Here is a 26288-nt window from a genome sequence, read left to right on the forward strand (position 1 = left end):
GCGCCAGGTGCGCGTAGCCGATCACGAGCCGCACCTCCCCGTCCCCCGGTCGCGCCGTGCCGTACTCCTCCAGGGGCCGCAACGCCACCCCGGCCGCCGCCGCCCGGGTCAGGAAGCGCTCGGTCGGGCCGTAGCGCCCCGGTACGCGCGCGATGACGTGCAGTCCCGCCGCGATGCCGCTCACCTCGGTCCCCGGCAGGTGCTCCGCGAGGGCCGCGAGGAGTGCGTCCCGCCTCTCCCGGTAGGCGCGTTGGCAGCGGCGCAGCTGCCGGTCGTACGCGCCCCGCGCCACGAACTCCGCGAGCACCGCCTGGTCGAGGACCGGGTTGCCGAGGTCCATCGTCCGCTTGCGCTCGACGACCTCGGCCAGCAGCTCCCCGGGGACGAGCATCCAGCCGAGCCGCAGTCCGGGCGCGAGCGACTTGCTGACCGAGCCCGCGTAGACCACGCGCTCCGGGTCGAGCCCTTGGAGCGCGCCGACCGGAGCCCGGTCGTACCGGAAGTCGCCGTCGTAGTCGTCCTCCAGGACGTGACCGTCGACGGCCCGGGCCCAGCCGAGCAGGGCCGCGCGGCGCTCCGCGGACCAGCTGATCCCGGACGGGAACTGGTGCGAGGGGGTCACCACCACCGCCCGCACCCCGGAGGCGGCCAGCGGCTCCGGCCGGAGTCCCTCCCCGTCGAGCGGCAGCCACACCGTGTCCAGGCCGGTGGAGGAGAACAGCCGCCCGTGCTCCGGGCTGCCCGGATCCTCGATGCCGATCGCGGCGTGCCCCCGCGCCCGCAGCACGAAGCCGAGCAGGGTCAAGGCCTGCGCCACCCCGGAACACACCACGAGCCGCTCCGGATCGGCCACCACACCCCGGCGCCGGGTCAGCATGGCCGCCAGCTCCTCCCGCAGCGCGGGCAGCCCGCGCGGGTCCGGATACCCGAGGGCGTGGTGGGGGAGCCGGGCGAGAACGGCCCGCTGCGCCGCCGACCAGGCGGCCCGGGGAAAGAGCGACAGATCGGGCGTCCCCGGCCGAAAGTCCACCCGCACGGCCACCGCGCCCGCGTCGCGCGCGTGCGGCCTGCCGGCCGTGCCCCGGGCGTGCGGCCCGGTACCCGTGCCCGGTGCGTGGGAGTCCGTACCCGGCGTGCGCGGCACCGGCCCCGCCCCGCGCGCGTGCGGCCCGCCCGCCGTATCAGCCGCGTGCGGCCTGCCGGCCGTGCCCCGGGCGTGCGGCCCGGTACCCGTGCCCGGTGCGTGCGAGTCCGTACCCGGCGTGCGCGGCACCGGCCCCGCCCCGCGCGCGTGCGGCCCGCCGGCCGCATCCGGCGCGTGCGGCCTGCCGGCCGTGCCCCGGGCGTGCGGCCCGGTACCCGCCCCGCGCGCGTGCCGCCCCGCGGCCGCCCCGCCCGCGCGGGAGGCCGCCGCCTGGGGCGCGACGCCAGGGCCTGAGCGCCCCTGCGTCCCCGGGGACTGCCCCGACCCGTTCCCGGGGATCGACAACGGCCCCATCGCCGGACGCGACAACGCGATCAACATCTTCGTGGGGAACGACTTCCTCGTCCGCGGCCGGGCGGCCGAGGCCGAGGGACGGGTCGTGGTCCTCGACGACTTCGACCAGAACAAGGACCCGGCCGCCGGCGGCTCCTACAACCTCGGCATCGTCGGGGTGGGCTCGCGCGTCCCCCCGCCCGACGGATCGGACTTCCTCACCACCGGTGGGGGTGTCACCGTCGCCGCGGGCCAGACGCTCGACACCACGGGCGGCCTCCCGGACGAGCAGGGCATCGTCCGCCACGCGGGCGCGGTGTCCGGGACGGTGACCGGCACGCTGGTGCAGGACGCGAACGCCGTCGCGCCGTACGCCGGTCTGCGCGACCAGCTCACCGCCGCCAGCAGCTGCTACGCCCGGGTCGACGGCAGCCCGAGGACGCCCACCGGCACGGCGGTGAACCAGGGCGGCCAGACGCTCTTCACCGGCGACGGGACCTCGGCGCTCCAGGTGTTCAACGTCGACTTCGACCTGGAGGGCCCGAACGGCCAGCAGGGCATCGTCTTCGCGAACATTCCCGACGACGCGACGATCCTCGTCAACGTCCTCGGCGAGACGCGCAGGCTGACCACGTACAGCGGCGGCATCGACGACAACACCGACCCGCTCAACTCGTATCGCGAGCGCCTGCTGTGGAACTTCCCCGACGCCACCTCGGTGAACCTGGCGGGCACCGGGCAGTTCCAGGGCAGCTTCCTCATCGGAAACCAGGCGTCGAGCACGACCGTCACGCTGCCCGGCGTCAACGGCCGCTTCTTCACGACGGGCTCCCTCACCCACACCAGCGCCGCGTCGGGCGGCGGCGGCCAGGAGTTCCACGCGTACCCCTTCAACGGCGACCTCCCGGACTGCGACGGGCCCGCCCCGGTCACCGGCGAGGTGCGGGTGCTGAAGACGGACGCGTCCTCGGGTGCGGCGTTGCCGGGGGCGACCTTCCAGCTGTGGGAGGAGACGAACGGTACGGCGGGGCTCCAGACCTCCGGTGCGAATCCGGACACGCAGGTGGGTGAGACCTGCACGACCGGCGCCGACGGCGTCTGCGAGCGGACCGTGGAGACCGGGACGTACTACTGGCAGGAGACGGCGGCTCCGGACGGCTACGACCTGCCGTCGCCCGCGGTCTTCGGGCCGCTGGTCCTGACCGAGGCGAACGCCGAGGCGGGCGTCTCCGTCCCGGCGGCCAACACGCCGAGCACCACGCCGGGCACCACCGGTGAGGTGCGGGTGCTGAAGACGGACGCGTTCTCGGGTGCGGCGTTGCCGGGGGCGACCTTCCAGTTGTGGGAGGAGACGAACGGTACGGCGGGGCTCCAGACCTCCGGTGCGAATCCGGACACGCAGGTGGGTGAGACCTGCACGACCGGCGCCGACGGCGTCTGCGAGCGGACCGTGGAGACCGGGACGTACTACTGGCAGGAGACGGCGGCTCCGGACGGCTACGACCTGCCGTCGCCCGCGGTCTTCGGGCCGCTGGTCCTGACCGAGGCGAACGCCGAGGCGGGCGTGTCGGTCACCGCTGCCAACAGCCGGACCCCCGTCCCGCCCGGCACCGGCTCCGTCAAGCTGCTGAAGAGCGACGCGGACAGCGGTCTGCCGCTGCCGGGCGCGACCTTCGAGCTGTGGGAGGAGACCAACGGGCAGGCCGGACTGCAGACGGGCGGCGCCACCCCCGACACCCGCGTCGGGACGTCCTGCACCACCGACCGGGCGGGGCTCTGCTCCTTCGGTGAGCTGGACAACGGCACCTACTACCTGAGGGAGACCGCCGTCCCGGACGGTTACGTCCTGCCGGCCGACCCGGTCACCGGTCCCTACACCCTCGACGCCGACCACCGGCTCGTGGTGGCCCGGCTGGACAACAGCCGAGCCGACGACCCCTGCGAGGACGGCGGCTACGGTGACGAGGGCTACGGCGACGAAGGGTACGGAGACCAGGGCTACGGCTCCTGCCCCCGCGACAAGGCCCGCGCCGGCACCGCCTGAGCCGGCCGGCGGCCCGCCCAGGGCCGCCGTCCGCCGGGCATGACGACGAAGCCGCGCTCACCGACCCCCTGGGGGACGGTGAGCGCGGCCCGTTCGCCCCCCGGAGGCGCCCCCCGCAGCCATCCGAAGCGACCCTGCGGCCCACCCGCACCCCGCTCCGTCTCACCCGTTCGATCCGCCTTGTCTGGCCGGAACCGCGCAGTCGGGTTTGGCTGGGTCCACACCGTGAGGAGGCACCTGTGGCCGCTGACGACAAGGTCGGGAACGCCGGGAACGACGGGAACGACGGGCCCACGGACGAACTGTCCGCGCTGCGGGCGCGGGTCGCCGCCCTGGAGGGCGAGTCGGCCGCCCGCCCGGCTCCCCGGCACCGCGGCCGCTCGTTCCTGGCCGCCGTGCTCATCGTGATCGGCTGCGTCCTCGCCCCGCTCGGCATCGTCGCCGCCTGGACGTCCGACATCGTCGGCGACACCGACCGGTACGTCGCCACCGTCGCCCCGCTCGCCTCCGACGCAGACGTGCAGGCGGCGGTCGCGAACCGGGTGACCGCCGCGGTCATGCAGCACATCGACCTCCAGGACCTCCTGGAACAGGCCGCCCCCGAGGAACGTCCGCTCCTCGCCAAGGGACTCGACAAGCTCGGCGGATCCCTGGAGAGCGCCCTCAGCAGCTTCGTCCACGACAAGGCGCAGGAGGTCGTCGCCTCCGACGCCTTCGAGACGGTCTGGACCGACGCCAACCGGGCCGTCCACACCTCCGTCGTCCGGGCCCTGACGGGCAGTGGCGACGGAGCCGTACAGATCGACGACGACACCGTGACCGTCGACCTCGCCCCCGTCATCGAACGGGTCAAGACGCGGCTGGTCGACTCCGGACTGACCGTGGCCGCCAAGATCCCCGAGGTCCACACCGACTTCACCGTCGTCACCTCCGACGACATCGGCAAGGTCAAGACCGGGTTCCGGCTGCTCCAGGTCATGGGCCTCTGGCTGCCCGTCCTCGCCCTGCTCCTGGTGGCCGCCGGCGTCCTGCTCGCCACCCACCGCCGGCGCACCGTCATCGCCGCCTCGATCGGTCTCGCCGCCGCGGCCCTGGTCCTCGGCATCGCGCTGACCGTCTTCCGCACGGTCTACCTGAACGCCCTGCCCGACGACGTCTCGCAGGCCGCCGCCTCGTCCGTCTACGACGCGCTGATCCACTTCCTGCGCACCACGGTCCGCATGGTGGTGGTCCTCGGACTGGTGGTCGCCCTCGCCGCCTGGCTCACCGGCCCCAGCCGCCCCGCCGTCGTCACCCGTCGCATGTGGAACTCCGGCATCGACGCGACCCGCGCCGCGGCGGACCGGGCCGGCCTGCGGACGGGACCGGTCGGCCCGTTCCTGCGCCGGCACCACACGTGGATCACCTGGATCCTGGTCCTGCTGGCGGTCCTCGCGTACGTCCTCTGGAACCACCCGACCGCCTGGGTGGTCGTCGGTCTCGCCCTGGCCCTGCTGTTCGCCTTCGCGGTGGTCCGGTTCCTCGCGGCGGAGCCTGCCGACGCCGGCGGGGAAGCGCAGCTCCGGTCGTAGGGGCCGGTGCCCGGGGTGCCCGGAAAGAGGACGGCGGCCGGTCTCGCGGCCCGGGGCCGGCGCCTGCGGGCGCGGGCGGAGCGGCGGCTCCCCGTCCTGACCGAGATCGCGAGCCGGCTGCTGGGCGGGAACCTGCTGGACGCCGGGACCAGGCTCGCCGCCCAGGCCTTCCTGGCCGCCGTCCCCCTGCTGTTCGCCGTGGCGGCGTTCGCCCCGACCGCGGTACGGGACCAGCTGCGCGACTCCCTGCGGGCCATGTTCGGGCTGACCGGCAGCTCCGACGTCGAACTGCAGAAGGTCCTGAACGGCTCCGGCGACGACGAGCTGCGGGAGACCACCGGGGCGGTCGGCCTGGTCGTCGCGCTGGTCTCGGCCACCAGCTTCAGCCGGGCCATGGCCCGGGTCTGCGAGCGCGCGTGGGCGCTGCCCAGGGCGAAGACCCGGGTCGCGGTCTGGCGCTGGGTGGTGTGGCTGCTCGCCCTGCTCGTGGTGGTCCTCGTGCAGGGACCGCTGCGGGACGGCTTCGGCGCCGGCCTCTGGCTCGGCGTCCCGGTCTTCTTCCTCGTGAGCGTCGGCATCTGGATGTGGACGCAGCACCTGCTGCTGGCCAAGCGCGTCCCCTGGCTGCCGCTGCTCCCGGGCGCGCTCCTGGCGGGGATCGCCACGAGCGTCCTCGGGCTGACGGCCCGGCTGTACATGCCCACCGCGCTCGACAAGGCGCTGGCCGAGTACGGCTCCCTCGGACTGGTCCTCACCATGCTGTCCTGGCTGATCGTGGTGTGCGCGGCGATCACCTTCGCGTTCACCATCGGCGCGGTCCTCGCGCAGGAGCCGCCCCTGCGCCGCCGTCTCGGCCTGGACGACGTCGACACCGAGCGGGCGGCGGAGTGATCACAGGGGCACGTCCGGCTCCGGAGTGTTCAGAGGCGCAGGTCCGGCTCCGGAGCGTTCACAGGGGCCGGTCCGGCCAGCCGAGCAGGCGGGCGCCGACGACGGCGGTCTGGAGGGTGTAGCGCTGGACCGGGTCGCCGGGATCGGCACCGGTCAGCCGGTGGATCCGGTCGAGCCGGTACGTCATGGCCCGCACGCTCAGCCCGAGGCGGCGGGCCGCCTGGGCGGTGGTGCAGCCGGTGTCGAAGTACGCCGTGAGGGTGTCGAGCAGGGGCCGCGCGCCGCCGCGGGCCTCCTGGAGCGGCCCGAGAACGGTCCGCACGAGGTCGGCCATGGCCTGCCGGTCCCGGGTGAGGACCGGATAGACGAGCAGGTCGGCGGCGCGCAGGACCGGATCGTCGAGGTCCATCCGCGCGGCGAGGTCGAGCGCGTTGAGCGCCTCCTCGTAGGAGTGGACGACACCGCCGGGCCCAGGGTGCGCGCGGCCGATGGCCACCTGCCCGCCGTCGGTCGCCGCGTACGCCTGCTTGGCGAAGTGGGTGAGGACGTCGGGTTCGTCGGCGGGCGCGACGCAGATCAGCCGGCCGTCCTTGGTGGTGAGCAGGATGCGCCGGTTGCCGAAGCGGGCGATGAGCGAGGCCTCGACGGTACGGGTGACCGTGAAGCCGTCCTCGTACGGCTCCCGTCCCTGGGCGACGGCCACGGCGTGGGCGTGGGAGAGGAGCAGGCCGAAGCGTTCGGCCCGCTCGGCCAGGCGGCCGAGGTCGCTCCGGCCGTAGAGCAGGTCGTCGATGAACTCGCGGCGCGCGGCCTCCTCCTGACGCACCGCGAGGCGCTGCGCGCGTTCATGGCCCTCGGCGAAGGCGTCGACGGCCATTTCGACGGCGCTCAGCAGGTGTTCGGCGGAGGTCCGCGGCAGAGTGAGGCGCAGCCGCTCGGCGGCGGCGAGATGGGCGCGGACGAGGACGCGCAGGCCGACGCCGGCCTCCGCGGCGCGCTCTCCCCAGGTGCGCAGCGCCTCGCGSTSCGRCKGGAGGAGGCCGCGCGCCGCGAGTTCATCGACGACCTGCTCTACGGCCGGAGCGACCTCGGCCGCCTGGCCGAGCGGGCCGAACGCTTCGGCCTGCTCCTCTCCCACGCCCACGCCGTGGCCGTCGCCCAGGGACGGGAGCCGTACGAGGACCTCCCGGCAGGCGCGCCCGGCGCCGCACGCGCGGCGGCCCGCGTCGCTTCCGCTGGTGGTCACGGGCGTGCTCTCCGCCGGCCTCGGGGCCCGCGGAGAGCCAGACGGCGAGGGCGCCCGCGAGGCCGGCGGAGAGCACGCCCGTGACCACCAGCGGAAGCGACGCGGGCCGCCGCGCGTGCGGCGCCGGGCGCGCCTGCCGGGAGCGTCGCGGGGCGGCGGAGGGCGCGGCGGCCCGCGTCGTGTCCGGCGGCGGTGTCGCGGGGGCGTCGAAGAGTTCGATGTCCTGCCCGCGTACCCCCGTGCCGCTGCGGTCCGGCTCGGCGACCATCCCGAAGACACGGCCGGACGGCTGCTCCGGGTGCGAAGGCTGCTCATGCCGCTCCGGGCGCGCCGGCCGCTCCGGGTGCGCCGGTCCCCGGGCCGCGGTGGTGACCGCTGTGGTCGGGGCAGCCCTGTTGCGCATCGAATGCTCCAGATGAGGTGAAGCCGGGTGGGGTGTGGCGAAGTCGTGGAGATCTTGACCATCGTTCAAAGGGGGCGTCAACTGGGGTCGTACCGCCGCAAACCGCCCCCTTCGTGACCTTGCTCCTTAAAGGACTTTTAAGGCGTGGCGCACGTCACACCGGGCGGGGTGGGGGAGCCGCCCGTCCCCGGGTGCCGGAAAGGGGGTCCGCCCGCAAGGCGGTCGTCTGTTCGGGGGCCGTGAAATCTGATGAATAGGTGCTTCGATGTGATCGGTTCATTGCATCTTCCGTGCAGTGAACAGTCGTTTTAAGGGTCGATATTGACCACTGGAGGCAGCCCTTCCAGCACGGGCCCATGGCGAACCCGAACTGACTATGCTCCCCGGTGTGTTGCGACGCGGTCACAGCGAGTCATGATCGCTGTGGTGGACGCGGACGGAAAAGGGCCACTCGCCCGAATGAGACCCGATTCGTTCCGGTCGGCGCATCGCATCACCTCAGTCCGTTCGTTCCAGACTGATTAGGGACCCCTTGATGGTTCGTGCAGGTTCGTTTTCCAGAGCCCGGCCACCCGCGGTCGACCGTGCGTGGCTCCTCCCCCCCGGAGTTCTGGCCGGAGCCTTTGCCCTGGCGTTTCTCTTCTCCTCTGCACAGATACGGACACCCGTCGCCTGGTGCGGACTTGCCGCGGTCGCCCTGACAGCCGTGACGTCCGCCGTGACCGCGCGCCTGCTGCGGTCGGGCGAGGCGGCGCGCCACGAGCGCGCGATCGTCGACGCGCAGGACTACTACACGCGGCGCGAGGCCGCCCTGCTCGGCCGGCTGGCCGACCAGCGCGCCACCACCGTCTGGCTCGCCGAGGAGCTGCTCCCGGCCGCGGTCGCCCGGATGAAGAAGGGCGACCCCGCCTCCGAGATCCTGCGGTCCGTCGACTTCGGCCAGCACCTCGACGAGGAGTTCACCGAAGCCGTCCACGGCGCCCTGCAGACCCTCCTCGAAGCCGTGGAGGCGGAGGAGTACACCAGGGACGCCTCGCAGCGGGCCCTCGTCGCGGTCGCCCGCCGCGTCCAGGCGATCGTCCACCAGCTCGCCAAGGACCTGCACGCGATGCAGATCCTCCACGGCACCGACCTCGTGGTCTCCCGCGGTCTCCAGGGCGTCGACCACCGCACCGCCCTGATCGGCCGTCTCGCGGCCAGCATCGCCGTCCTCGGCGACGCGCGCCCCGGCCGGCAGTGGTCGAAGGCGATCCCGCTCTACGACGTCCTGCGCGGAGCCATGTCCCGCATCGTCGACTTCCCGCGGGTGAAGCTCCAGTCGGTGACCGCCGTGGCCGTCGTCGGCCCCGGAGCCGAGCCGCTCATGCACCTGCTGGCCGAACTGCTTGACAACGCCACCACGTTCTCGCCCCCGCACACCCCCGTCGAGGTGTCCGCGAGCGAGGTGCCCTCCGGCATCGCCATCGAGATCGAGGACCGCGGCGTCGGACTCACCGAAGAGGTCCGACAGCGCGTCGAGCGCATCATGGCCCAGTCCGCCTCGGGCATCCACCTGGCCGGCCTCGGCGAGGTGACCCAGCTCGGACTGCCCGTGGTCAGCCGGCTGGCCCGCGAACACGGCTGCGAGGTCGACCTGCGCACCTCCGCCTACGGAGGCGTACGGGCCGTGGTGCTGGTGCCGCGCGAACTGATCACCACCGTGCCGCAGTCCGCCGTCCGGTACCCGCAGCCGCCCGCCCGGCGGCGCGCCGGCGGCCCGGTCCTGCCCAGGCCGACGCCCCCGGTCGACGCCCCGGCGCCGTCCGCCGAGGTCGGGACGACCGTCAACGGACTCCCGCAGCGACGGCGCGACACTCCCGTCCAGACACCGATCGTCCAGGTGGGCCCCACGCCCCCCACGCCCTCCGCGTCCCGTCGGCCCACCGGCACGACCCGCCAGCCGGGTCTGATGTGGGAGGCCTTCAACGGCGACAAGCGAGGGGCCGCCGCACCCTCCCCTTCACTCAGCGAGCCTTCAGATGAGGTCGAGTAACATGCTGCCACTGCCGAACATGGACTGGATGCTCAAGGAGCTCGTGGGCGGCGTCCCGTACGTACGACACGTCGTCGTGCTGTCGGCGGACGGCCTGTGCATCGGGCAGTCGAACACGGAGCCCGACACGGCCGACGCGATCGCCGCCGCCTGCTCCGGCATCCAGAGCCTGGCGAGGGCCATCGCCCAGCGGTTCCCCGAGGGGGACGGCTCGACGAGGATGGTCGGGATCGAGGCCGACGGCGGTTACTTCTCCCTGATGGCGGCCGGACCGGGCGCCTACCTCGCGGTCCTCGCCGACGACCAGGTCGACGCCGGTCTGCTCGGCGACCGCATGCGCACCCTGGTCGTCCGGATCGGCCAGCACATGACCAGCCCTCCGCGTGAGGACATCGGGCAGGCGATGTGACATCGGAGAACCAGGACCCCTGGAATGAGACCGATCCCGTACCGCTCTACGTCATTACCGGGGGCTCGGGCTCCGCGGCCAACACGTTCAACCTGGTCACCCTCATCGCGACGCGCTCCGAGCCCGACGCGGCGATGCAGCCCGAGCAGGCCGCCATCCTCACGATGTGCGCCTATCCGCTGTCGGTGGCCGAGGTCTCGGCCTACCTCAGCCTTCCGTTCAGCATCGTCACCACGCTGCTCTCCCAACTCGTCGAGGACGAACGGGTCGAGGCCATCGCACCCGTGCCCGTCGCGGCATTCCCCGAACGCGGCCTGCTGGAGGCGGTGATCCATGGACTACGCAAGCTCTGACGTACGCGATGCCGGCCCACGCGGCACAGACATGCCGCTGCCCCACAGTGCCAGGGGCGTCAAGGTCGTGGTCGTCGGAGGCTTCGGGGTCGGCAAGACGACCATGGTCGGGGCGGTCAGCGAGATCCCGCCCCTGACGACCGAGGAGACCATGACGCAGGCGGGCGTGGGCATCGACCACAACCCCGGCGCCCAGGGCAAGAACACCACCACCGTCGCGATGGACTTCGGACGGATCAGCATCAACGAGGAGCTGATCCTCTACCTGTTCGGGACCCCGGGACAGGAACGCTTCTGGTTCCTGTGGAACGGCATCTTCGAGGGCGCGCTCGGCGCCGTCGTGCTCGTCGACACCCGCAGGATCGAGGTCTGCTTCGAGGTCATCACCCGCCTGGAGGACCGCCGCGTCCCCTTCGTCGTGGCCGTCAACACCTTCCCGGAGGCCCCGCACCACCCTGTAGACGACCTGCGCACCGCTCTGGCCCTCAGCGAATCCGTGCCCATCGTCACCTGTGACGCACGGGACCGGGCGTCCTGCCGTGACGCCCTGCTCTCGCTGATGGTCTACCTGAGTAACCTCGCCGCCGCCCAGGAGACCGCATGACCCTCCCACCCGCCGAACACACCACAGAGACGCCCGGGACGATCCCCCCACCGGGCTGCCCGGCCCACGTCGCCACGGGACCCGGGGGAGCGACCCGCCTCTACGGCGGCGCCGCCGAGACCGACCCCATGGGCCTGTACGAGGAACTCCGCGCCAAGCACGGCCCGGTGGCGCCCGTGCTGCTCGACGGCGACGTCCGCGCCTGGCTCGTCCTCGGCTACCTGGAGAACCGCGACGTCGCCAGCCGGCCCACTCAGTTCTCCCGCGACCCGCGGGTCTGGCACGGCTGGCGCAGCGGCGAGATCGACCCCACCACCTCACCGCTCGTCCCGATGATCGGCTGGCGCCCCGACTGCGTCTGCGCCGACGGCGAGGAGCACCAGCGGCTGCGCGGCGCGGTCACCGCCGGCCTCAGCCAGTTCGACCACCGCGGCATCCGCCGGCACATCACCCGCTTCGCCCACCAGGTCATCGACACGTTCTGCGAGGACGGCGAGGCGGAGCTGGTGGGCCAGTTCACCGAGCACGTCCCGATGCTGACGCTGACCCATCTGCTCGGCATGTCGGACGAGGCCGGACCGCGGCTCGTGCACGCCGCGCGTGACCTGTTCAAGGCCACCGAGACCTCGCTCGCCAGCAACGCGTACGTCCTGGAGAGCCTGGCGCAGCTCGTCGACGCCAAGCGGGTCCGCCCCGGCCAGGACATCGCGTCCGCCCTGATGGCGCACCCCGCGAACCTCTCGGACGAGGAGGTCCAGCACCACCTGCGCCTCATCCTCCTGGCGGGCTACGAGACGACTGCCAACCTCATGTCCAACGTGCTGCGGATGGTGGTCACCGACCCGCGCTTCCGCGGGTCGCTGGCCGGCGGCCAGATGACCCTGCCGGAGGCCGTCGAGCAGGTGCTCTGGGACGAACCCCCGCTGATGGTCTGTCCCGGCCGCTGGGCCAACGGCGACACCACCCTGGGAGGACAGCAGATCAAGGCGGGGGACATGCTCCTGCTCGGCCTCGCCGCGGGGAACGTCGACGAGGCCATCCGGCCCGACCCCTCGACCCCGGTGCACCACAACCGCGCGCACCTGTCCTTCAGTGCCGGCACCCACGAGTGCCCCGGCCAGGACATCGGCCGCATCATCGCCGACACCGGCATCGACATCCTGCTCACCCGGCTGCCGGACATCGCCCTGTCCGTCCCCGAGGAGAACCTCGCCTGGCGTTCCTCCACCTGGGCCCGGCACCTGACGGCCCTGCCGGTGAGCTTCGCCGCGCGCGCACCGCAGCACTTCGACGTCCCCAGCCCGCTGCCTGCCCCGCCGCCGCCGAGCGTGGGGACGCCCGAGGCGCCGCCGTGGCGGACGGCCCCGGCCGGACCCGCACCCACGGCCGAGTCCGGGCATCCCGCCGCCGCCCGGCCCTCGTGGCGGGCACGGCTCAAGCGCCTGCTCCGGCTGGGCTGAGGACACCCGTCGAGGGGGCTGCCGGCCCGGTCCGCCGGCAGTCCCCTCGACGCGTCAGGACCGCTGACGCTGCTCCGGGACCGAGAGGTCGGCGGCGGCGTAGCGGGGCGCCCCCGTGTACCAGGCGTGCAGACCGGAGAGGAAGCCGCACGCCCCCTGGAGCCAGGTCTCCAGCTCCGCCCGCTCGTCGTGGCCGAGCCCCGACCGCCGTACCAGCTGCGGCAGTTCGCTCTGCCGCAGGTGCTCGAAGTCCCGCAGCCGGGTGTTCACCAGGTTCAGCGCGGCGGGTACGGCGTCGTGCAGGGCGATGCCCAGCGACGTCCCGAGGACGACGACCAGGTTGTTGACGTCGTGCTCCTCGTGCACCTCGCGCTCGTACGAGGCGAGGTCGTTGGCCAGCCCCATGTAGTCCATGAACGCGTCGAGCAGGGCCCGTACGGTCCGGCTGTACCGGATCTGCTCCGGGATGCGGGCCCCGGTCGCCAGCTCGACGGAGTACGGGGCGGTGTGCGCGGCGAAGCTCTCGCGGCGGAACGGGGCGTACTCGATCAGATGGGGGACGCGCCCGCCGCGGCTGTTGGCCAGCTCCTCCACCCCCGCGTCGACGTACCGCACCAGGGCCCGGTTGAACTCCTGCCGCCAGTGCGCGAGCCGGGGCGGGAAGAGCTGCCGCTGGAGGTCGACGATGCCCCGCTCGACCGGGTTCGTCGGCTCGGGCGACCGGGCGCCGTGGTCCGGCCGCAGGAACTCGTGCAGCCGGGCGGTGAAGGCAACGGCGCCGGGCAGGTCACCGGTCTGCTTGAAGGCGACGGCGAAGTAGTCGTCCCAGGCCAACGCCCAGATGTTGAAGCGGTGGTTGAGCCGGAGGTCGGCGAACGAGGCGTCGGGCAGGGCCCAGGCGGTCAACTGGTCGACCGTCATGGCGTGGAACTGCGAACGGGTCCATATCGGGGGGTGGTCCGACGGTCCCTCCGGGCCGTCCAGCATGCCCATCGCGCGCGCCCACGTCTCGCTCTCCTCGTGCAGGGCCGACAGATACGGATTCACCCGCAGCGGATAGGGCATCCACAGACGGGGCTGCTCGGGAGCGCGCACTGTCATGGGGACCAACCTCCTTCTTCGTTCGGCCGCGGAGGGACGCGGTGGGCTGTGTGTTCTCCCGCTCGTGACGACGGCCGCACTGCCGTGACGCCGGACGATGCCCGGCCCACGGCCCTCGAAACCTGCCCGCCAGGCACGATCGTCAACCCCTCAACTGTTCCTGACCAGTATTCAGAACAGCTTCATGCGGAAGGAAACGATCCCTGCGGAGAACGTTCCGTAATTCTGCGCACACTGTCGTCATTCTTCCCAGGCGTTTCCACCCCCGCGGACCGGGTCCCCCGGGCCAGGACGTAGAGGAGGAGGACGGCCATCACGGCGACGCCCGCCCACATGGCCTGCTGCCAGCCGTCGACGAAGGACTCCCGGGCCGCCCGGAGCACCGCCGGTCCGCGGGAGCCGGCGCCGCCGGCCGCCTCGACGGCGTTCGCGACGCCCTCGCGCACGGTGCCGGCGACCTCCCCCGGCACGCCGTCCAGCCGCGCGTCGACGCTGCCGCGGTAGCCGGCGGACACGAGCGCGCCGAGCAGGGCCACGCCGAGCGCGGTGCCGAACTCACGCGTCACGTCGTCGAGGGCGGAGGCCACACCCTGCCGCTCGCGCGGCAGGGAACCGGTCAGGGCCGACCGCGCCGAGCGGCAGCAGGAGCGCCGCCAGGGCGAGCGTGTAGATGTTGATGATCCACAGGATCGCGCTCTGCGAGGCGCCGAAGGCGACCGCGAGGTCGGGCTGGGCCACGTTCAGACCCGAGACGGAGGCGACGACGGCCATGAGGGCGACGCAGACGGCGACCAGGATCGCGCGGCGCCGCCGCGCGTCGGGCACGTCCTCGCCGGTGGTGCGGCGGGGGTGTGTGGTGTCGAGTGGGTCGGTGGTGCCGGGTGAGTCCGTGGGTTCGGTGAGGTCGAGTGGGCCGGTGGGGCCGAGCGGGTCGGTTGGAGCGCCCGACTGGGTGGGCTGGTTGGGATGCATGCCCCGACGGTAGGCAGACCTTGCGATGCGAGCATAGGCTGATGCATATGACGCAAGAAGATGGTGAGCTGGACAGCCTGGTGCGCAAGAGAATCCGCGCCCTGCGGGTCGCCCAGGGCTGGTCCCTCGAAGAACTGGCCACCCGGGCGAACCTCAGTCAGTCCTCCCTCAGCCGGATCGAGAACGGCCGCCGCCGCCTCGCCCTGGACCAGCTGGTCACCCTCGCCCGGGCCCTGGACACCACCCTCGACCAGCTGGTCGAGACCGCCACCGACGACGTCGTCACCAGCCCGATGATCGACGGGGCCCACGGGCAGATGCGCTGGCCCATCAAGGCCGAACCCGGCATGACCGTCGTACGCCAGCGGATGACCGAACCCCCGCCGGACAACCCCGCGCGCCTGCGGGCCCACCCGGGGCGCGAGTGGCTGGTCGTCCTCTCCGGCACCGCCGTCCTGCTGCTCGGCAACCGCCGCTTCCGGGTGGAGACCAACCAGGCCGCGGAGTTCCCCACGATGCTGCCGCACGCCATCGGCGCCGAGGGCGGCCCGTGCGAGATCCTCGGCATCTTCGACCGCGACGCGCGACGCGGTCACCGGGCCGAGAAGGACCCCGGCGGGACCGCGCAGAGGAGTCTCCCGCCCTCGCCCGGGGAGAAAACCGGGTGACCGACGTACCGCGGCGCGCTACCGTCGTTCGTATGAACGTCACCGGCCGAAGCCTCACCGCAACCGCGCGAGCGACCAGCTCGCCGGTTGCCGCCGCCTGACCTTCCCCCCTCCCCCCGGCGACCGGAAACGGCCCGCCGGTGTTTCCGTGGCGCTCTCCCCGCCCGCCTCGACGACCGTGCCGGCCCGTTCTCCGGCCGCCTCCCTTGCCGTACGCGAAGGAGTCGTCCCATGAAGACCGAGCACCTCGTCCGCACGTTCGTCGAGTACTTCGAGGAGCGCGGGCACCACCGCATCACCGGATCCACCCTGCTGCCGCCGCCCGGCGACCCGGTCCTCTTCACCACCTCCGGCATGCACCCGCTCACCCCCTACCTGGAGGGGCGCCCCCACCCGGGAGGCCGGCGGCTCGTCAACGTACAGCGCTGCCTGCGCACCACTGACCTCGACGAGGTCGGCGACGCCACCCATCTGACCGTCTTCGAGATGCTCGGGACCTGGTCGCTCGGCGACTACGAGGGTCCGCAGAGCCTCGCCTGGGGATACGACCTGCTCACCGGGGGCCTCGGGATCGATCCCGGCCTCCTCCACGCCACCGTGTACGCCGGAGACGAGCGGACCGGGCAGGACAGCGCCTCGCTGGAGCTCTGGCAGGACCGCGGCGTCCCCGTCGAGCTCACCGTCACCGACAACTGGTGGTCCAACGGGCCGACCGGCCCCTGCGGCCCCGACTCGGAGATCTTCTACTGGAGCGGGGACACCCCGCCCCGCTCCACGCCCACCCGGGACGACCGCTGGGTGGAGGTGTGGAACCACGTGACGATGCGGTACCGGCGGCTCGACGACGGCTCCCTCCGCCCCCTGCCGCAGCGCAACGTCGACACCGGGCTCGGCCTGGAACGGCTCGCCTCGCTGCTCCAGGGGAAGCGGTCCGTGTTCGACTGCGACGTCTTCGACCCCTGGCGCCTGCTCGTCCCCGGAGTCTGGACCCTGGACGAGCCGACCCGGCGGCTCGTCCACGACCATCTGCGCTCGGCCGTCGTGATCAGCGGCGACGGGGTGCGCCCGGGCAGTACGGGACGCGGCTACGTACTGCGCCGGCTGGTGCGGCGGGTGCTCACCGCCCTGTGGCGGGACGATCCGACGCGCAGCCTCGGCGACCTGCCGTCCGGTCTGGTCGAGCACACGCTGGACCACTTCCACCAGGACACGGACCCGGGCGAGGTGCGCCGGACGCTCCTCGACGAGGAACGCCGGTTCCGCCGGCTCCTCGAACGCGGTCGGCAGGTACTCGCCCGGCCGAGGTTCCGCGGCCCGCTGGACGAGGAGGACCTCCACTACCTCCACGACACACACGGCCTGCCCCGGGACCTGGTCACGACGCTACGGGGGGAGTGAGCGGGCGGGCCTCCGGATCCGGGTGCTTCGGGCGGCGGGGCGGCCGGTCCGGGCGGCGGGACGGCCGGACCTGGCCTGCGGCGGCGCGCCCGGTGTCGCCGCCTGAGGCGCCCCGTGGACGTCCACCCCGGGCGGCAGCCCTTCCGTGGTCGGGTTCACCCGTGACGGTGGACCCGGTCCGAGCCGCCCGCGCGGGCCGGGCCGGATCGGGCACGGTGATCTCCATGCACCCCCGCCCTACGACGTACCTGCTGCTGTCCGTCCTCCTCACCGCCGGCTGCGTCGCCGTTCCCCGTCCGCCGTCGCCCGAGCCCCCGCCCGGTGGCGCGGCGCCGGCCGCGGAGCGGCCCCCGGTTCCGGTTCCCGCCTGGCCGGTGCCCGCGCAGCCCGTCCCGCACGAGGAGATCGCCGTCACGGAGCCCCTGCCCGGGGACCCGTCCGGCGGCCCGCGGGCCCGGCCGGGATCCGGCGAGGGGAACGGCACCGGCGATGCCTCCGCCATCGGTCGCGCGCCGGAACGGCGGACCGTGGCACCGTCGGCCCGGCGGAGCGCGCGGACCGAGCGCGAGGCGGCGCGGCCGTCCGCCGGGCGTCCGCGCGCGTCCGCGCCGCAGGACCGGGCGGCGCCCCGCCCGAAGGTGCCCGCCGACCCGGCCGGGGGCACACCGACCATGCGCCGACTGTGCCGTCAGGCCCAGGAGATCGACGCCCCCATGGGCGCGGCGGAACTGTGCCGAGGCATGTACGGCCGCTGACAGCGGGCCCGTACAGCCGGTGGATCAGGTGCCGTCCGACCGGGTGTCCAGGGACTCCAGGGCTTCCTCGGCCCGCCTGCCCACCTCCTCGTCCGAGACGTCCTCGATGTGCGAGGCGACGTTCCAGCGGTGCCCGAAGGGATCCTCGAACCGACCGGTGCGGTCGCCGTAGAACTCGTCCCTGACCGCCGCCAGCTCCTTCGCGCCGCGGGCGAGCGCGCGGGCGAACACCGCGTCGACGTCCTCCACGTACACATGGAGGGTGATCGGCGTGCCGCCGATCGTCGCGGGGGAGCGGAAGCCGATGTCCGGGAACTCGTCGGCGAGCATCAGGACCGCGTTCCCGAGGACGAGTTCCGCGTGGCCGATCCTGCCGTCCGGCGCCGGCATCCGCATGCGTTCCTCGGCGCCGAGCACGGCCACGTAGAAGTCGATCGCGGCCGCGGCCCCGTCGACGCAGAGGTAGGGAGTGACCCGCGGGCACCCCTCGGGGATGGGTCGTACGGTCACGGTGTTCGCCTCTCCCGCCGCGGGCGGCCGCCGCCGGCCGCCGTCTCCGCCCCATTGACGGCCAGGCGCCCGGTCGTGACCGGGCGCCGCGCGGAGACCCGTACCCGGGATGCCCCGAACAGCGGCAGCCGCCCCGGCCCGCCGCGGGCGGGGCACGGGGTGCGCCGCCCCGCCGCACTCCGCTCCTGGTGCGCGGGCCTCGCCGAACGATCCGGCGAGGCCCGTCCCGTCCGGGCAGGGCCCCGCCCGGACCTGGCGACCTATGCTCTGACGTGTGGTGAACCCCAGCGATCTCCAGGACCCCTCGGCCGGCCCCGTCGTCTCCGCCCCCGAGCTGCTCGCCCTGCACGCGGTACGGCTCAAGGGAGTGGCCGACGACGGGGAGGCGGCGGCGCGTTACGGGCTCGACGCCGAGGTGGTGCGCGAGGCCCTGCTCGACCACGAGGCGAGGGGCTGGGTGACCCGGCGCGCGTTCGCGGGGACGCGGGGCTGGACCCTGACCGACTCCGGCCGGGCCGAGGGGGAGCGCCTGCTCGCCGGAGAACTGGCGCGGGCCGGGCTCGGCCTCTTCGTCCGGGAGCGCTACGAGACCTTCCTGGCCCACAACGCCCGCTGTCTGCGGGCCTGTACGGACTGGCAGGTGCGGGCGGACGGTGCGGGGCGGCTCGCGGTGAACGACCACGGGGACGCGCTCTGGGACGGGCGGGTGCTCGACGAACTCACCGCGCTGGGACGGGTCATCGAGGAGCTGACGGAACAACTGGGCGCCCGGATCGACCGCTTCGGCGGCTACGGCTCCCGCTTCACGGGTGCACTCGCGAGGGTCCGGCGCGGCGAGCTGTCCTGGGTCGACCGCGTCAAGGAGGACTCCTGCCACACGGTGTGGATGGAACTCCACGAGGATCTGCTGGCCACCCTCGGCATCGCCCGGGGCGAGGAGCCGACGGTCCCCGCCGCTCCCTGAGGGCAACGCCGGAGCCTCTTGGTCCACGGGTGGGGGCGGCCCGGTGGGGCGTGCCCGGACGAAGCGACCGCTGAACCCAGGGCACGGGGGACCGCCCCCGACGCCGGTCCGGCCGACCGCGCCGTCCGGGGCCGCGCGTGGGTGCCCCGCACCGCCGGTCGGCCCCTTGGCGGGGCCGCCCCACGGCGGTACGGCCCCCATGAACGGGGGCGCCGCCGACCGTTCGACCGCGCACCGGCGAAAACATGGGGGGTTGTTCCCCATGCCCCGCGGGCCCATCCCGTACGAGGATCGGGTCCGGCCCGGAGCAACCGCCCGGGAGGCCGTGCGAGGAGGAACGATGGCGGTGACAGCCGGGAGCGAGCGGGCGGCGAACCCGCTGTCCGCGGTCGAACGCTGGTGGGACGGCGGACTCGTCCGCGGCGACGGGGACGAGGAGCGCCCCGACTGGGCCGCGCTGGCCGAGGAGGCCGTGGTCGCCGCCCCGGAGACGGCCGTGGCCCATGCCTCCGAAGCCGATCCGGCCGTCGCCGCTTCGCCCGAGGCCCTCGCCCCTCCGCGAGACGGAGGGGGCCCGCCCGTCGCCCCGCCGGCCGGGCCGCTTCCCGGGCTCAGCGGATTCGCCTGGGTCCTGCGGCCGTTCACCCGCTGCGCGGGGGACCGGCTGGAGCGGCACCTGTCCCGCCGGGCGCGCGAACGCGTGGACCTGACCGCCGTACGCGACGACCTGGAGCGGCGGCTCGGCGGCAGACTGGCGCGGGCGGCGGCACGCACCCTCGTCCTCGAACTGCACGAGGCGCGCGGCGCGGGACGCCTCACGGGGGAGGACCCGCGGGCCCGGTTCCGGGACTTCCTGGCCCGCACCGCGACCCGCCGCGGCCTCTCCGACCTGCTGGCCGGCCGCCCCGTGCTCGCGCGCATCCTCGGGCGCGCCGTGATCGACGCGGCGGACGCCGTGACCGAGGCCCTGGAGCGGCTCGCGGACGACCATGCCCTCCTGACGTCCGCCGGCCCCCTCGCCGGATCCGGCGACCCGGGCCCGCTCGTCGGCGTCGAACCCGGCGCGGGCGACGGACACCGGGGCGGGCGCAGCGTGATGCTGCTGCGCTTCGCCGACGGCACGCGGCTCGTCTACAAGCCGCGCCCCCTCGCCGTGCACCGCCACTTCAACGACCTCGTCGAACGGTTCAACGCGCTCCCCGGGGCCGTGGACCTGCGCACCCTGCGGTTGCTCGACCGGGGCGCCTACGGATGGGTGGAGTGCGTCACCGCCCGGCCCTGCGACTCCACGGCGGAGATCGAGACCTTCTACCGCCGCCAGGGCGCGCTGCTCGCCCTGCTCCACCTCCTCGACGGCACCGACCTGCACCACGAGAACCTGATCGCCGCCGGCGACCACCCCGTCCTCGTCGACGTGGAGACCCTGTTCCACCCGCCGCTGCCGGGCTCCGGCACCGCCGACCCGGCCGCCCGCGCGCTGCACGACTCGGTGTACCGCGTCGGGCTGCTCCCCCAGCTCCTCCTTGGCGACCACAGCGCCCTGGACGTGTCGGCCGTCGGCGGCGGCCACGAGGGCGTCTCGCCCGTCGAACGCGCCGACTTCGCCGACGCGGGCACCGACCGGATGCGCCTCGTGCGCAGGGCGGGGACGTTCGGCGAGTCCGCCAACCGGCCGCGCCTCGCGGACGGCGGGCCCGTCGACCCGGGCGCCCATGTCGACGCCCTCTGCGCCGGGTTCCGGGCCGGGTACACGGCCGTGAACGCGGCCCGCGACGAACTGCTGTGCCTCGGAGGCCCGTTGCGGGCCTTCGCCGAGGACGAGGTGCGCGTGGTCGTCCGCCCCACCTGGGTGTACACCCTGCTCCTCGACGAGTCGACGCACCCCGATCTCCTGAAGGACGCGGACGCCCGGCAGCGCGTCCTGGAGACCCTGCGGACCGAGCAGTTCGGCCCCCTCCTGCCGCCGCGGGTGGTCGACGAGGAGATCGCCCAGCTGTGGTCGGGCGACGTGCCGCTGTTCACCGCGCGGCCGGGGCGCGACGGCCTCGTGGGTACGCCGGGACGACCGCCGGTCGACCGGACGGACCTGCCGGGGATCGACCGCGTCGCCGCGAAACTGGGCGCCCTGGACACCGTCGACCGGCAGGACCAGGAGTGGATCGTACGGGCGGCCATGGCGACGACCTCGCGGGTCCCCGCGCACCGGCCGGCCGCGGTCCGGCGCACCCGTACCGCGGGCCGCGCCCCCGAGCCGGACCGACTGCTCTCGGCGGCCCGGTCCGTGGGCGACCAGCTGGTCTCGCTCGCGTACCGCGAAGGGCCGCGGAGCAACTGGATCGGCCTGGAACTCCTCGACGACCGCTACTGGCAGATCGGCCCGATGGCCGCCGACCTGGCCGGCGGCTACACCGGACCCGCGCTGTTCCTCGCCCAGCTGTCCGCGCTGACCGGCGCCGCACACTACGCCGAGGCGGCCCGTACGTCCCTGGCGCCGATTCCCGGCCTCCTCGACGTGCTGCGCGCCCGGCCGGAGGAACTCGGCGCGGTGGGCTCGGGGGCCTTCTCCGGCCTCGGCGGCATCGCGTACGCCCTCGGCGAGACGGGGCGGCTGCTGGGCGATCCGGAGGTCGGCGACTGGGCGACGGGCGCCCTGCGGCTGGCCGCCGCGGCGACCGGAACCGAGGCGGAGCCCGGAGTGGGCGCGGGGCTCGCCGGCGGTCTCGTGGCACTCCTGTCCGCCGCCCGCCCGGCTCGTACCGCCGGGCGGGCGGTGCCCCACGCGGGGGCGGCAGCCGGTACGGGGAACGGCGCCCACGCGTGGATCACGCAGGCCGCGCGAGCCTGCGCGGACCGGCTGCTCGCCTCCGCCGCCACCGGTACGCCGGAGGCCGAAACCGCCCCGCACGTCCGGGGGTTCGCACAGGGAACTGCCGGAATGGGCTGGGCTCTGCTGCGGTACGCGGAGGCGCAGGCGGAAGCCGAAGGACCGGCCGGATTCGGAGCCGGATTCGGAGCCGGATTCGGAGCCGGAGGCGGAGTCCGGGACGGAGCTGAGGCCGGGACCGTTGCTGAGACCGAGGGGCGGGCCCGAGGCGGGGTTGAGGCCGAGACCTGGGATGGGGGCCAGGTCCGAGCCGGGTCCGGGGCCCGGGCCGGGGCCGAAGAGCAGGCCCGCGTCCGGGCCGACGGCTCGGCCGGGGCCGTCGTGGTGCCGGGGAGCGCCGCCGGGACCGGGCGTCCGGGCGTCGAGCGGTACCGGCTCGCGGGGTTGGCCGCGATCCGGGCCGCCGTCGGCGCCGACGCTCCGGGACGTGCGCCGGGAGAGGACGGAGACCACAGGGGAGCCCCCGTCCCTCTCCCGGACGCCGGACCCGGCACCGCCAGGGCCTCGGCCTGGTGCCGGGGGGACGCGGGCATCGCGCTCGCGGTGCTGGACGCCCCCGGCGCCCTGGCGGACCCGGAGCTGGCCGCCTGGGCCCGCGCGACCGCCGAACGGCTGGGGCAGCACGGCGCCGCGCCGGACGACAGCCTCTGCCACGGCGAGGCCGGCCTGTGCGAACTCCTCGGCCACCCGGCGCTCCCCGGGGCCCGCACCCACTGGATCCGGCGCGCGGGGGCGCTGCTCGCCTCCGTCGAGGAGAACGCCGCACGGAGCGGCGCCCCGGACGGAGTTCCGCATCCCGGTCTGCTGACCGGGCTCGCGGGGATCGGCCACGGACTCCTCCGGGCGGGCTTCCCGGAACGCGTACCGTCGCTCCTCCTCCTGCGGGGACCGTAGGTAGGGGTTCCGGGACGGCGGACCGCACCACGGACCGCCGTCGAGGAACCGAGAACCGCACCGACCGCACCATCTGCACCGACCGCACCATCTGCACCGACCGCACCACCGGCACTACCCGCACCACCGGCACGGCACGACCACCACTCCCGCGGACACGAAGGACGAGTGAGGACCATGCAGATCAGTGACTCGGTGACGTACGTCAACGGCGGCGCCGGCGCGGAGACCGCGGCCCAGGACGACCCGATCGGCGAGGTGACCCTCGGGACCGGCGGCCTGCTCGGGCGGCGCGGCCGACTGCTCAGGACGGCCGATGTGGAAGCGGTCGCCTCGTGGGACATGCCCTACACCACCGGCACCATCACCGTGTCCTGACGCGCGAGCGGTGTGGGCCGGCAGCCTCCGGCCCACTGCCGTGCACGAAAAGGATCAAGTAGCCTGCGGACATGCGTGCGACGTCGTCGGTCATCGTGGGGCGGGACGCCGAGATCGGGTTGCTGGACGAGGCCCTGGAGAGCGCCCGGAGGGGCGCCGGACGGGCCGTCTTCCTCGTCGGCGAGGCGGGGATCGGGAAGTCCAGGCTGGCCGGCGAGTGCGCTCTCCGCGCCTACGACCGCGACATGCCGGTGCTCCGCGGGCGCGCCACCTCCACCGGGCTCGTCGTGCCCTTCCGGCCCCTGGCCGAGGCGCTCTCCTCGCGCTTCCGGGCGGCGGGCGCCCCGGACGACCCGGAACTCGACCCCTACCGTCCCGCGTTGGCCGGCCTCGTGCCGGAATGGCGGGCCGCGGCGACGACGCCCGGCTACACCATCTCGCTCGTCGAGCTGGCCGAGGCACTGCTCAGACTGCTTGCCGTGCTGGGCCGCGAGCGCGGCTGCGTGATCCTCCTGGAGGATCTGCACGACTCCGACACCGAGACGATCGCGGTCGTGGAGTACGTCGCCGACAACGTGGCGGACCTCCCCGTGCTGCTGGTGGGAACGCTCCGGCCCGACCCCGGGCCGGCGTCCGACCTGGCGCTCGCCGCCGAGCTGCGCAACGCCGCCTCGGTGACGGAACTGGGCCCGCTGGACGAGACCGCCGTACGCACCATGGTCGACGCGTGTCTGGACGCCGCCCCCGGTGAGGTTCCCGCGGCGGCACACCGACACCTCTCGCAACGCGCCGGCGGGAACCCGTACCTGGTCGAGGTGCTGCTGGCCGACCTGCTGGACCTCGGGCGGCTGAGCCGGGCGGAGAGCGGGTGGCTCCTCGCCGACCACGGCGAGTCGACCGTGCCCACGGGAGCGGTCCGCAGCTGGGCGCGCCGGCTCTCCCGGCTCGACGAGCCGGTGCGCGAACTGCTCCTGATCGCCGCGACGCTCGGCGGACGGTTCTCGGTCGGGGCCCTGCGCGCGGTGACCGGACTCGACGACCGGGCCCTCTTCGCCCACCTGCGGTCCGCCTCCGAGGCCGGGATCATCGCCCCCGACGGCGCCGCCCACGACCACTACACGTTCCGCCACGTCCTGACCGCCGACGCGCTCAGGGCGTCCCTGCCGCCCGCCGAGCAGGCCGCGCTGGCGCGCCGCGCCGCCTCGGCGATCGAGGAGTCCGCCGGAGCCTCGCTCACCGGCGGCGGCGCGGACGGGACGAGCGGGGAGCAGAGCCAACTGGTGGCCACCCTGCGGCTCGCGGCCGGCGACAAGGTCGCGGCCTCCCGGCAGTTCGCCCAGGTCGGCCGGCAGATGCTGGACGCCGGGGCCTCGGGCTCCGCCGCCGTCCTCCTCGAACGCGCCCGGGGCCTCGCGGCCGAGGGGGAGCGGGACGAGGTGACCGTACAACTCGCCATCGCTCAGGCGGAGTCGGGGCGGGTCGACGTGGCGTCCGCACTGCTCGACGACCTGGCCCCGGTGCCCGCCGGGTCCCCCGCGGCGGAGGAGCGGGCCCAGGCGCACACCCAGGTCGCCTGGGTGGCGACGATGGCCGAGCAGCAGCAGGAGGCCCGCCGCCGGATCCGCGCGGCGCGCGCCCTGCTCGGGGCCGGGCCGCGCCCGGAGCAGGAGGCGGCGCTCGTGGTCGTCGAAGGGCATCTGGCCCTCCTGCCCGACCGGGAGGGGGACGGCGGGACGGCCGACCGGGACCCGGCCGACGGTGAGGGCGGGTCCGGGGCCCCGGGCCGGGACGGCCGGGACCGGCTGAAGGAGGCGGAACGTTCCGCCAGGAGCGCCGCCCTCACCGCCGAGCAGCGCGGCCGGCCCGTGGTGGCCTGCCAGGCCTGGCAGCTCCTCGCCCTGCTGTCACGCCGGCACGGCTTCGACGAGGCCGACGCCTGTCTGGTGCGCATGCTGGAGGTCGCCGAGAAGCACCGGCTCGCGGTGTCGCGGGCCGAGGCCCTCGTGCGACTCGGGACCAACGCCTTCATGCGGACCGGCGAGGCCACCCAGCTGGAGACCGCCCGCGCGGCGGCGCACGAACTCGGCTCCCTCACCGTGCTCCAGACCGTCGACGGACTGCTCGCCATGCAGAGCGTCCTCGCCTGCCGGTGGGACCGGGCCCGCGAGATCGTCGACCGCTCCGTGGAGGCCAGCGCACGCCTCCAGAACCTCTCGGCCCACCGCTATCTGCTCCTCGTGGACGCCACGCTCGCCGCCCACCGGGGTCGGACCCGCGAGCAGGAGCGCGCCCTCGCCCGGTTCCGCCGGGCGGGCGGGGAGGAGTCCATGCTCGTACCCCTGCAACGCGGACTGTGTCAGGCCATCGGGGCGCTTCTGGCGGAGGACCGGGCACGGGCCACCGCCGAGCTGGACACGGCGCGCGCCTGGGAGCGGGAGCACCCGAGCTTCTTCTACCTCAGCGGCCGGTACGGGCTCCGTCCCCTCCTGCGGATCCTCGACGGGGACGGGGACGGCGCCGACTGCGGGGGTGATGCCGACGGCGGCCGGGAGGCGTACCGGGAGGCGCTCGCCTCGCCGGGCGGACAGCTGGCGTGGAACCGGCTGTTCCTCGGGATGGCGGACGCGGTCCTGCGCGGCCGGGCCGGGGACCCGGCCGGCGCGCGCCGGGCGGTCGAGGAGGCCGGCCGCGCCGCCGCCGTGTTCCCGCAGGCCTGGCACCTCGCCCTGCGGCTCGTCGCCGAGGCGGCCCTCACGGACGGCTGGGGCGAACCGGTCGCCTGGCTGCGGACCGCGGAGGAGTACTTCCACGAGGCGGGCGTCCAGCCGGTGGCCGGTGCCTGCCGGTCACTCCTGCGGCAGGCCGGCGTCAGCGTGCCGCAGCGCCGCGGTGGCCGGGAACGGATCCCCGCGGAGCTGCGCACCGCCGGCGTCACCCCGCGTGAGTACGAGGTGTTCGTGCTGCTCATGGAGCGCCCCGGGAACCTGCAGATCGCCCAGCGGCTGTGCATCTCGCCCCGGACGGTGGAGAAGCACATGGCGAGTCTGATGGCCAAGACCGGCTGCGTCGACCGCTCGGCGCTGTGCGCCCTGTCGGCGGAGCGGGCGGAGGACGCGGATCCTGTCGCGATCGCGGTCCCGCGGCCGACGGCCTGACCGGAACGGCCGTACCTCGCCCGGCCCTTCGGGCAGGCGCGACCGGGGGAGCGGAGGGCGGACGAGGCCGCGGTGTGGGGGCTCGGCGGGCCCCGGATGGGGGGTGTTCCCGCCGGTAT

At 74.5% G+C, this 26288-nt stretch carries 20 protein-coding genes and 1 pseudogene; 15 read left to right on the top strand and 6 right to left on the bottom strand.

Going from position 1 to position 26288, the window contains the following annotated elements:
• A partial coding sequence (locus EAO70_RS03955) for a PLP-dependent aminotransferase family protein (protein ID WP_410091019.1) occupies positions 1 to 1273 on the bottom strand: 1273 nt, incomplete at its 3' end.
• On the opposite strand from EAO70_RS03955, the gene EAO70_RS03960 reads away from it, so the two are divergent.
• The 3 genes from EAO70_RS03960 (at position 1263) to EAO70_RS03970 (ending at position 5983) form a co-directional block, all read left to right on the top strand.
• Positions 1263 to 3521 carry a choice-of-anchor A family protein gene (locus EAO70_RS03960; RefSeq protein WP_148001624.1) on the top strand — a complete coding sequence of 753 codons (2259 nt, stop codon included), beginning with the start codon at positions 1263 to 1265 and terminating at the stop codon, positions 3519 to 3521. The genes EAO70_RS03955 and EAO70_RS03960 overlap by 11 nt on opposite strands.
• A 239-nt stretch (positions 3522 to 3760) precedes the next feature.
• Positions 3761 to 5092, top strand: a complete 1332-nt coding sequence (locus tag EAO70_RS03965; RefSeq protein WP_148001625.1) for a hypothetical protein — start codon at positions 3761 to 3763, stop codon at positions 5090 to 5092.
• Positions 5093 to 5107: 15 nt separating this feature from the next.
• Positions 5108 to 5983: a YhjD/YihY/BrkB family envelope integrity protein gene (locus EAO70_RS03970; RefSeq protein ID WP_148001626.1), complete on the top strand. Its 876-nt coding sequence runs from the start codon at positions 5108 to 5110 to the stop codon at positions 5981 to 5983.
• A gap of 58 nt (positions 5984 to 6041) precedes the next feature.
• Here the strand turns inward: EAO70_RS03970 and EAO70_RS03975 are convergent, their stop codons facing one another.
• A complete protein-coding gene (locus EAO70_RS03975) occupies positions 6042 to 7127 on the bottom strand; it encodes a PucR family transcriptional regulator (RefSeq protein ID WP_410091023.1) in 1086 nt (361 codons plus the stop codon).
• A gap of 1211 nt (positions 7128 to 8338) precedes the next feature.
• Here EAO70_RS03975 and EAO70_RS03980 point away from each other — a divergent pair.
• The 5 genes from EAO70_RS03980 to EAO70_RS04000 are packed head-to-tail and all read left to right on the top strand — an operon-like array spanning position 8339 to position 12490.
• On the top strand, positions 8339 to 9664 hold the full coding sequence (locus EAO70_RS03980; protein WP_148001627.1) for a sensor histidine kinase: 1326 nt from the start codon (positions 8339 to 8341) through the stop codon (positions 9662 to 9664).
• A gap of 1 nt (position 9665) precedes the next feature.
• On the top strand, positions 9666 to 10073 hold the full coding sequence (locus EAO70_RS03985; RefSeq protein ID WP_261992644.1) for a roadblock/LC7 domain-containing protein: 408 nt from the start codon (positions 9666 to 9668) through the stop codon (positions 10071 to 10073).
• The gene (locus EAO70_RS03990) at positions 10070 to 10426 is read left to right on the top strand and encodes a DUF742 domain-containing protein (protein ID WP_148001628.1); all 357 of its coding nucleotides are present in this window, start codon (positions 10070 to 10072) and stop codon (positions 10424 to 10426) included. The genes EAO70_RS03985 and EAO70_RS03990 overlap by 4 nt, the downstream gene beginning before the upstream one ends.
• On the top strand, positions 10407 to 11030 hold the full coding sequence (locus EAO70_RS03995) for a GTP-binding protein (protein ID WP_148001629.1): 624 nt from the start codon (positions 10407 to 10409) through the stop codon (positions 11028 to 11030). The genes EAO70_RS03990 and EAO70_RS03995 overlap by 20 nt, the downstream gene beginning before the upstream one ends.
• Positions 11027 to 12490, top strand: coding sequence for a cytochrome P450 (locus tag EAO70_RS04000; RefSeq protein WP_148001630.1), 1464 nt, complete (start codon positions 11027 to 11029; stop codon positions 12488 to 12490). Before EAO70_RS03995 ends, EAO70_RS04000 begins: the two co-directional genes overlap by 4 nt.
• Before the next feature lie 54 nt (positions 12491 to 12544).
• On the opposite strand, the gene EAO70_RS04005 is transcribed toward EAO70_RS04000, so the two are convergent.
• From EAO70_RS04005 to EAO70_RS38815, 3 genes and pseudogenes are all read right to left on the bottom strand, one after another.
• Complete coding sequence (locus EAO70_RS04005; protein WP_148001631.1) at positions 12545 to 13591, bottom strand: terpene synthase family protein; 1047 nt, start codon at positions 13589 to 13591, stop codon at positions 12545 to 12547.
• A 182-nt stretch (positions 13592 to 13773) separates the two neighbouring features.
• Positions 13774 to 14214 (bottom strand): annotated as a pseudogene (locus EAO70_RS38810) (MFS transporter); the annotation flags it as partial.
• Positions 14147 to 14563, bottom strand: a complete 417-nt coding sequence (locus EAO70_RS38815) for a hypothetical protein (RefSeq protein WP_261992645.1) — start codon at positions 14561 to 14563, stop codon at positions 14147 to 14149. The gene EAO70_RS38815 and the pseudogene EAO70_RS38810, both read right to left, overlap by 68 nt.
• Before the next feature lie 47 nt (positions 14564 to 14610).
• On the opposite strand from EAO70_RS38815, the gene EAO70_RS04015 reads away from it, so the two are divergent.
• The 3 genes from EAO70_RS04015 (at position 14611) to EAO70_RS04025 (ending at position 17384) form a co-directional block, all read left to right on the top strand.
• On the top strand, positions 14611 to 15231 hold the full coding sequence (locus tag EAO70_RS04015; RefSeq protein ID WP_148001632.1) for an XRE family transcriptional regulator: 621 nt from the start codon (positions 14611 to 14613) through the stop codon (positions 15229 to 15231).
• A gap of 231 nt (positions 15232 to 15462) precedes the next feature.
• On the top strand, positions 15463 to 16629 hold the full coding sequence (locus EAO70_RS04020) for an alanine--tRNA ligase-related protein (RefSeq protein ID WP_148001633.1): 1167 nt from the start codon (positions 15463 to 15465) through the stop codon (positions 16627 to 16629).
• A gap of 224 nt (positions 16630 to 16853) precedes the next feature.
• Complete coding sequence (locus EAO70_RS04025) at positions 16854 to 17384, top strand: hypothetical protein (protein WP_148001634.1); 531 nt, start codon at positions 16854 to 16856, stop codon at positions 17382 to 17384.
• A gap of 24 nt (positions 17385 to 17408) precedes the next feature.
• On the opposite strand, the gene EAO70_RS04030 is transcribed toward EAO70_RS04025, so the two are convergent.
• Complete coding sequence (locus EAO70_RS04030; RefSeq protein WP_148001635.1) at positions 17409 to 17894, bottom strand: VOC family protein; 486 nt, start codon at positions 17892 to 17894, stop codon at positions 17409 to 17411.
• Between the two features lie 274 nt (positions 17895 to 18168).
• On the opposite strand from EAO70_RS04030, the gene EAO70_RS04035 reads away from it, so the two are divergent.
• From EAO70_RS04035 to EAO70_RS04050, 4 genes are all read left to right on the top strand, one after another.
• Positions 18169 to 18858: a transcriptional regulator gene (locus EAO70_RS04035; RefSeq protein ID WP_261992646.1), complete on the top strand. Its 690-nt coding sequence runs from the start codon at positions 18169 to 18171 to the stop codon at positions 18856 to 18858.
• Positions 18859 to 19198: 340 nt separating this feature from the next.
• Positions 19199 to 22636, top strand: coding sequence for a type 2 lanthipeptide synthetase LanM family protein (locus EAO70_RS04040; RefSeq protein WP_148001636.1), 3438 nt, complete (start codon positions 19199 to 19201; stop codon positions 22634 to 22636).
• Between the two features lie 177 nt (positions 22637 to 22813).
• The gene (locus tag EAO70_RS04045; RefSeq protein WP_148001637.1) at positions 22814 to 23014 is read left to right on the top strand and encodes a hypothetical protein; all 201 of its coding nucleotides are present in this window, start codon (positions 22814 to 22816) and stop codon (positions 23012 to 23014) included.
• A gap of 71 nt (positions 23015 to 23085) precedes the next feature.
• A complete protein-coding gene (locus EAO70_RS04050; RefSeq protein ID WP_148001638.1) occupies positions 23086 to 26169 on the top strand; it encodes a helix-turn-helix transcriptional regulator in 3084 nt (1027 codons plus the stop codon).
• Positions 26170 to 26288 lie beyond the last annotated feature (119 nt).

This window comes from Streptomyces sp. adm13(2018) (assembly GCF_008042145.1).
Lineage (GTDB): Bacteria > Actinomycetota > Actinomycetes > Streptomycetales > Streptomycetaceae > Streptomyces.

Coding starts and splice junctions, on each gene's coding strand:
- EAO70_RS04000 (WP_148001630.1), top strand. CDS start 11,027: ATGACCCTCCCACCCGCCGAACACACCACAGAGACGCCCGGGACGATC.
- EAO70_RS04040 (WP_148001636.1), top strand. CDS start 19,199: ATGGCGGTGACAGCCGGGAGCGAGCGGGCGGCGAACCCGCTGTCCGCG.
- EAO70_RS04020 (WP_148001633.1), top strand. CDS start 15,463: ATGAAGACCGAGCACCTCGTCCGCACGTTCGTCGAGTACTTCGAGGAG.
- EAO70_RS04050 (WP_148001638.1), top strand. CDS start 23,086: ATGCGTGCGACGTCGTCGGTCATCGTGGGGCGGGACGCCGAGATCGGG.
- EAO70_RS04015 (WP_148001632.1), top strand. CDS start 14,611: ATGACGCAAGAAGATGGTGAGCTGGACAGCCTGGTGCGCAAGAGAATC.
- EAO70_RS38815 (WP_261992645.1), bottom strand. CDS start 14,563: ATGCATCCCAACCAGCCCACCCAGTCGGGCGCTCCAACCGACCCGCTC.
- EAO70_RS03985 (WP_261992644.1), top strand. CDS start 9,666: ATGCTGCCACTGCCGAACATGGACTGGATGCTCAAGGAGCTCGTGGGC.
- EAO70_RS03995 (WP_148001629.1), top strand. CDS start 10,407: ATGGACTACGCAAGCTCTGACGTACGCGATGCCGGCCCACGCGGCACA.
- EAO70_RS04005 (WP_148001631.1), bottom strand. CDS start 13,591: ATGACAGTGCGCGCTCCCGAGCAGCCCCGTCTGTGGATGCCCTATCCG.
- EAO70_RS04025 (WP_148001634.1), top strand. CDS start 16,854: ATGCACCCCCGCCCTACGACGTACCTGCTGCTGTCCGTCCTCCTCACC.
- EAO70_RS04045 (WP_148001637.1), top strand. CDS start 22,814: ATGCAGATCAGTGACTCGGTGACGTACGTCAACGGCGGCGCCGGCGCG.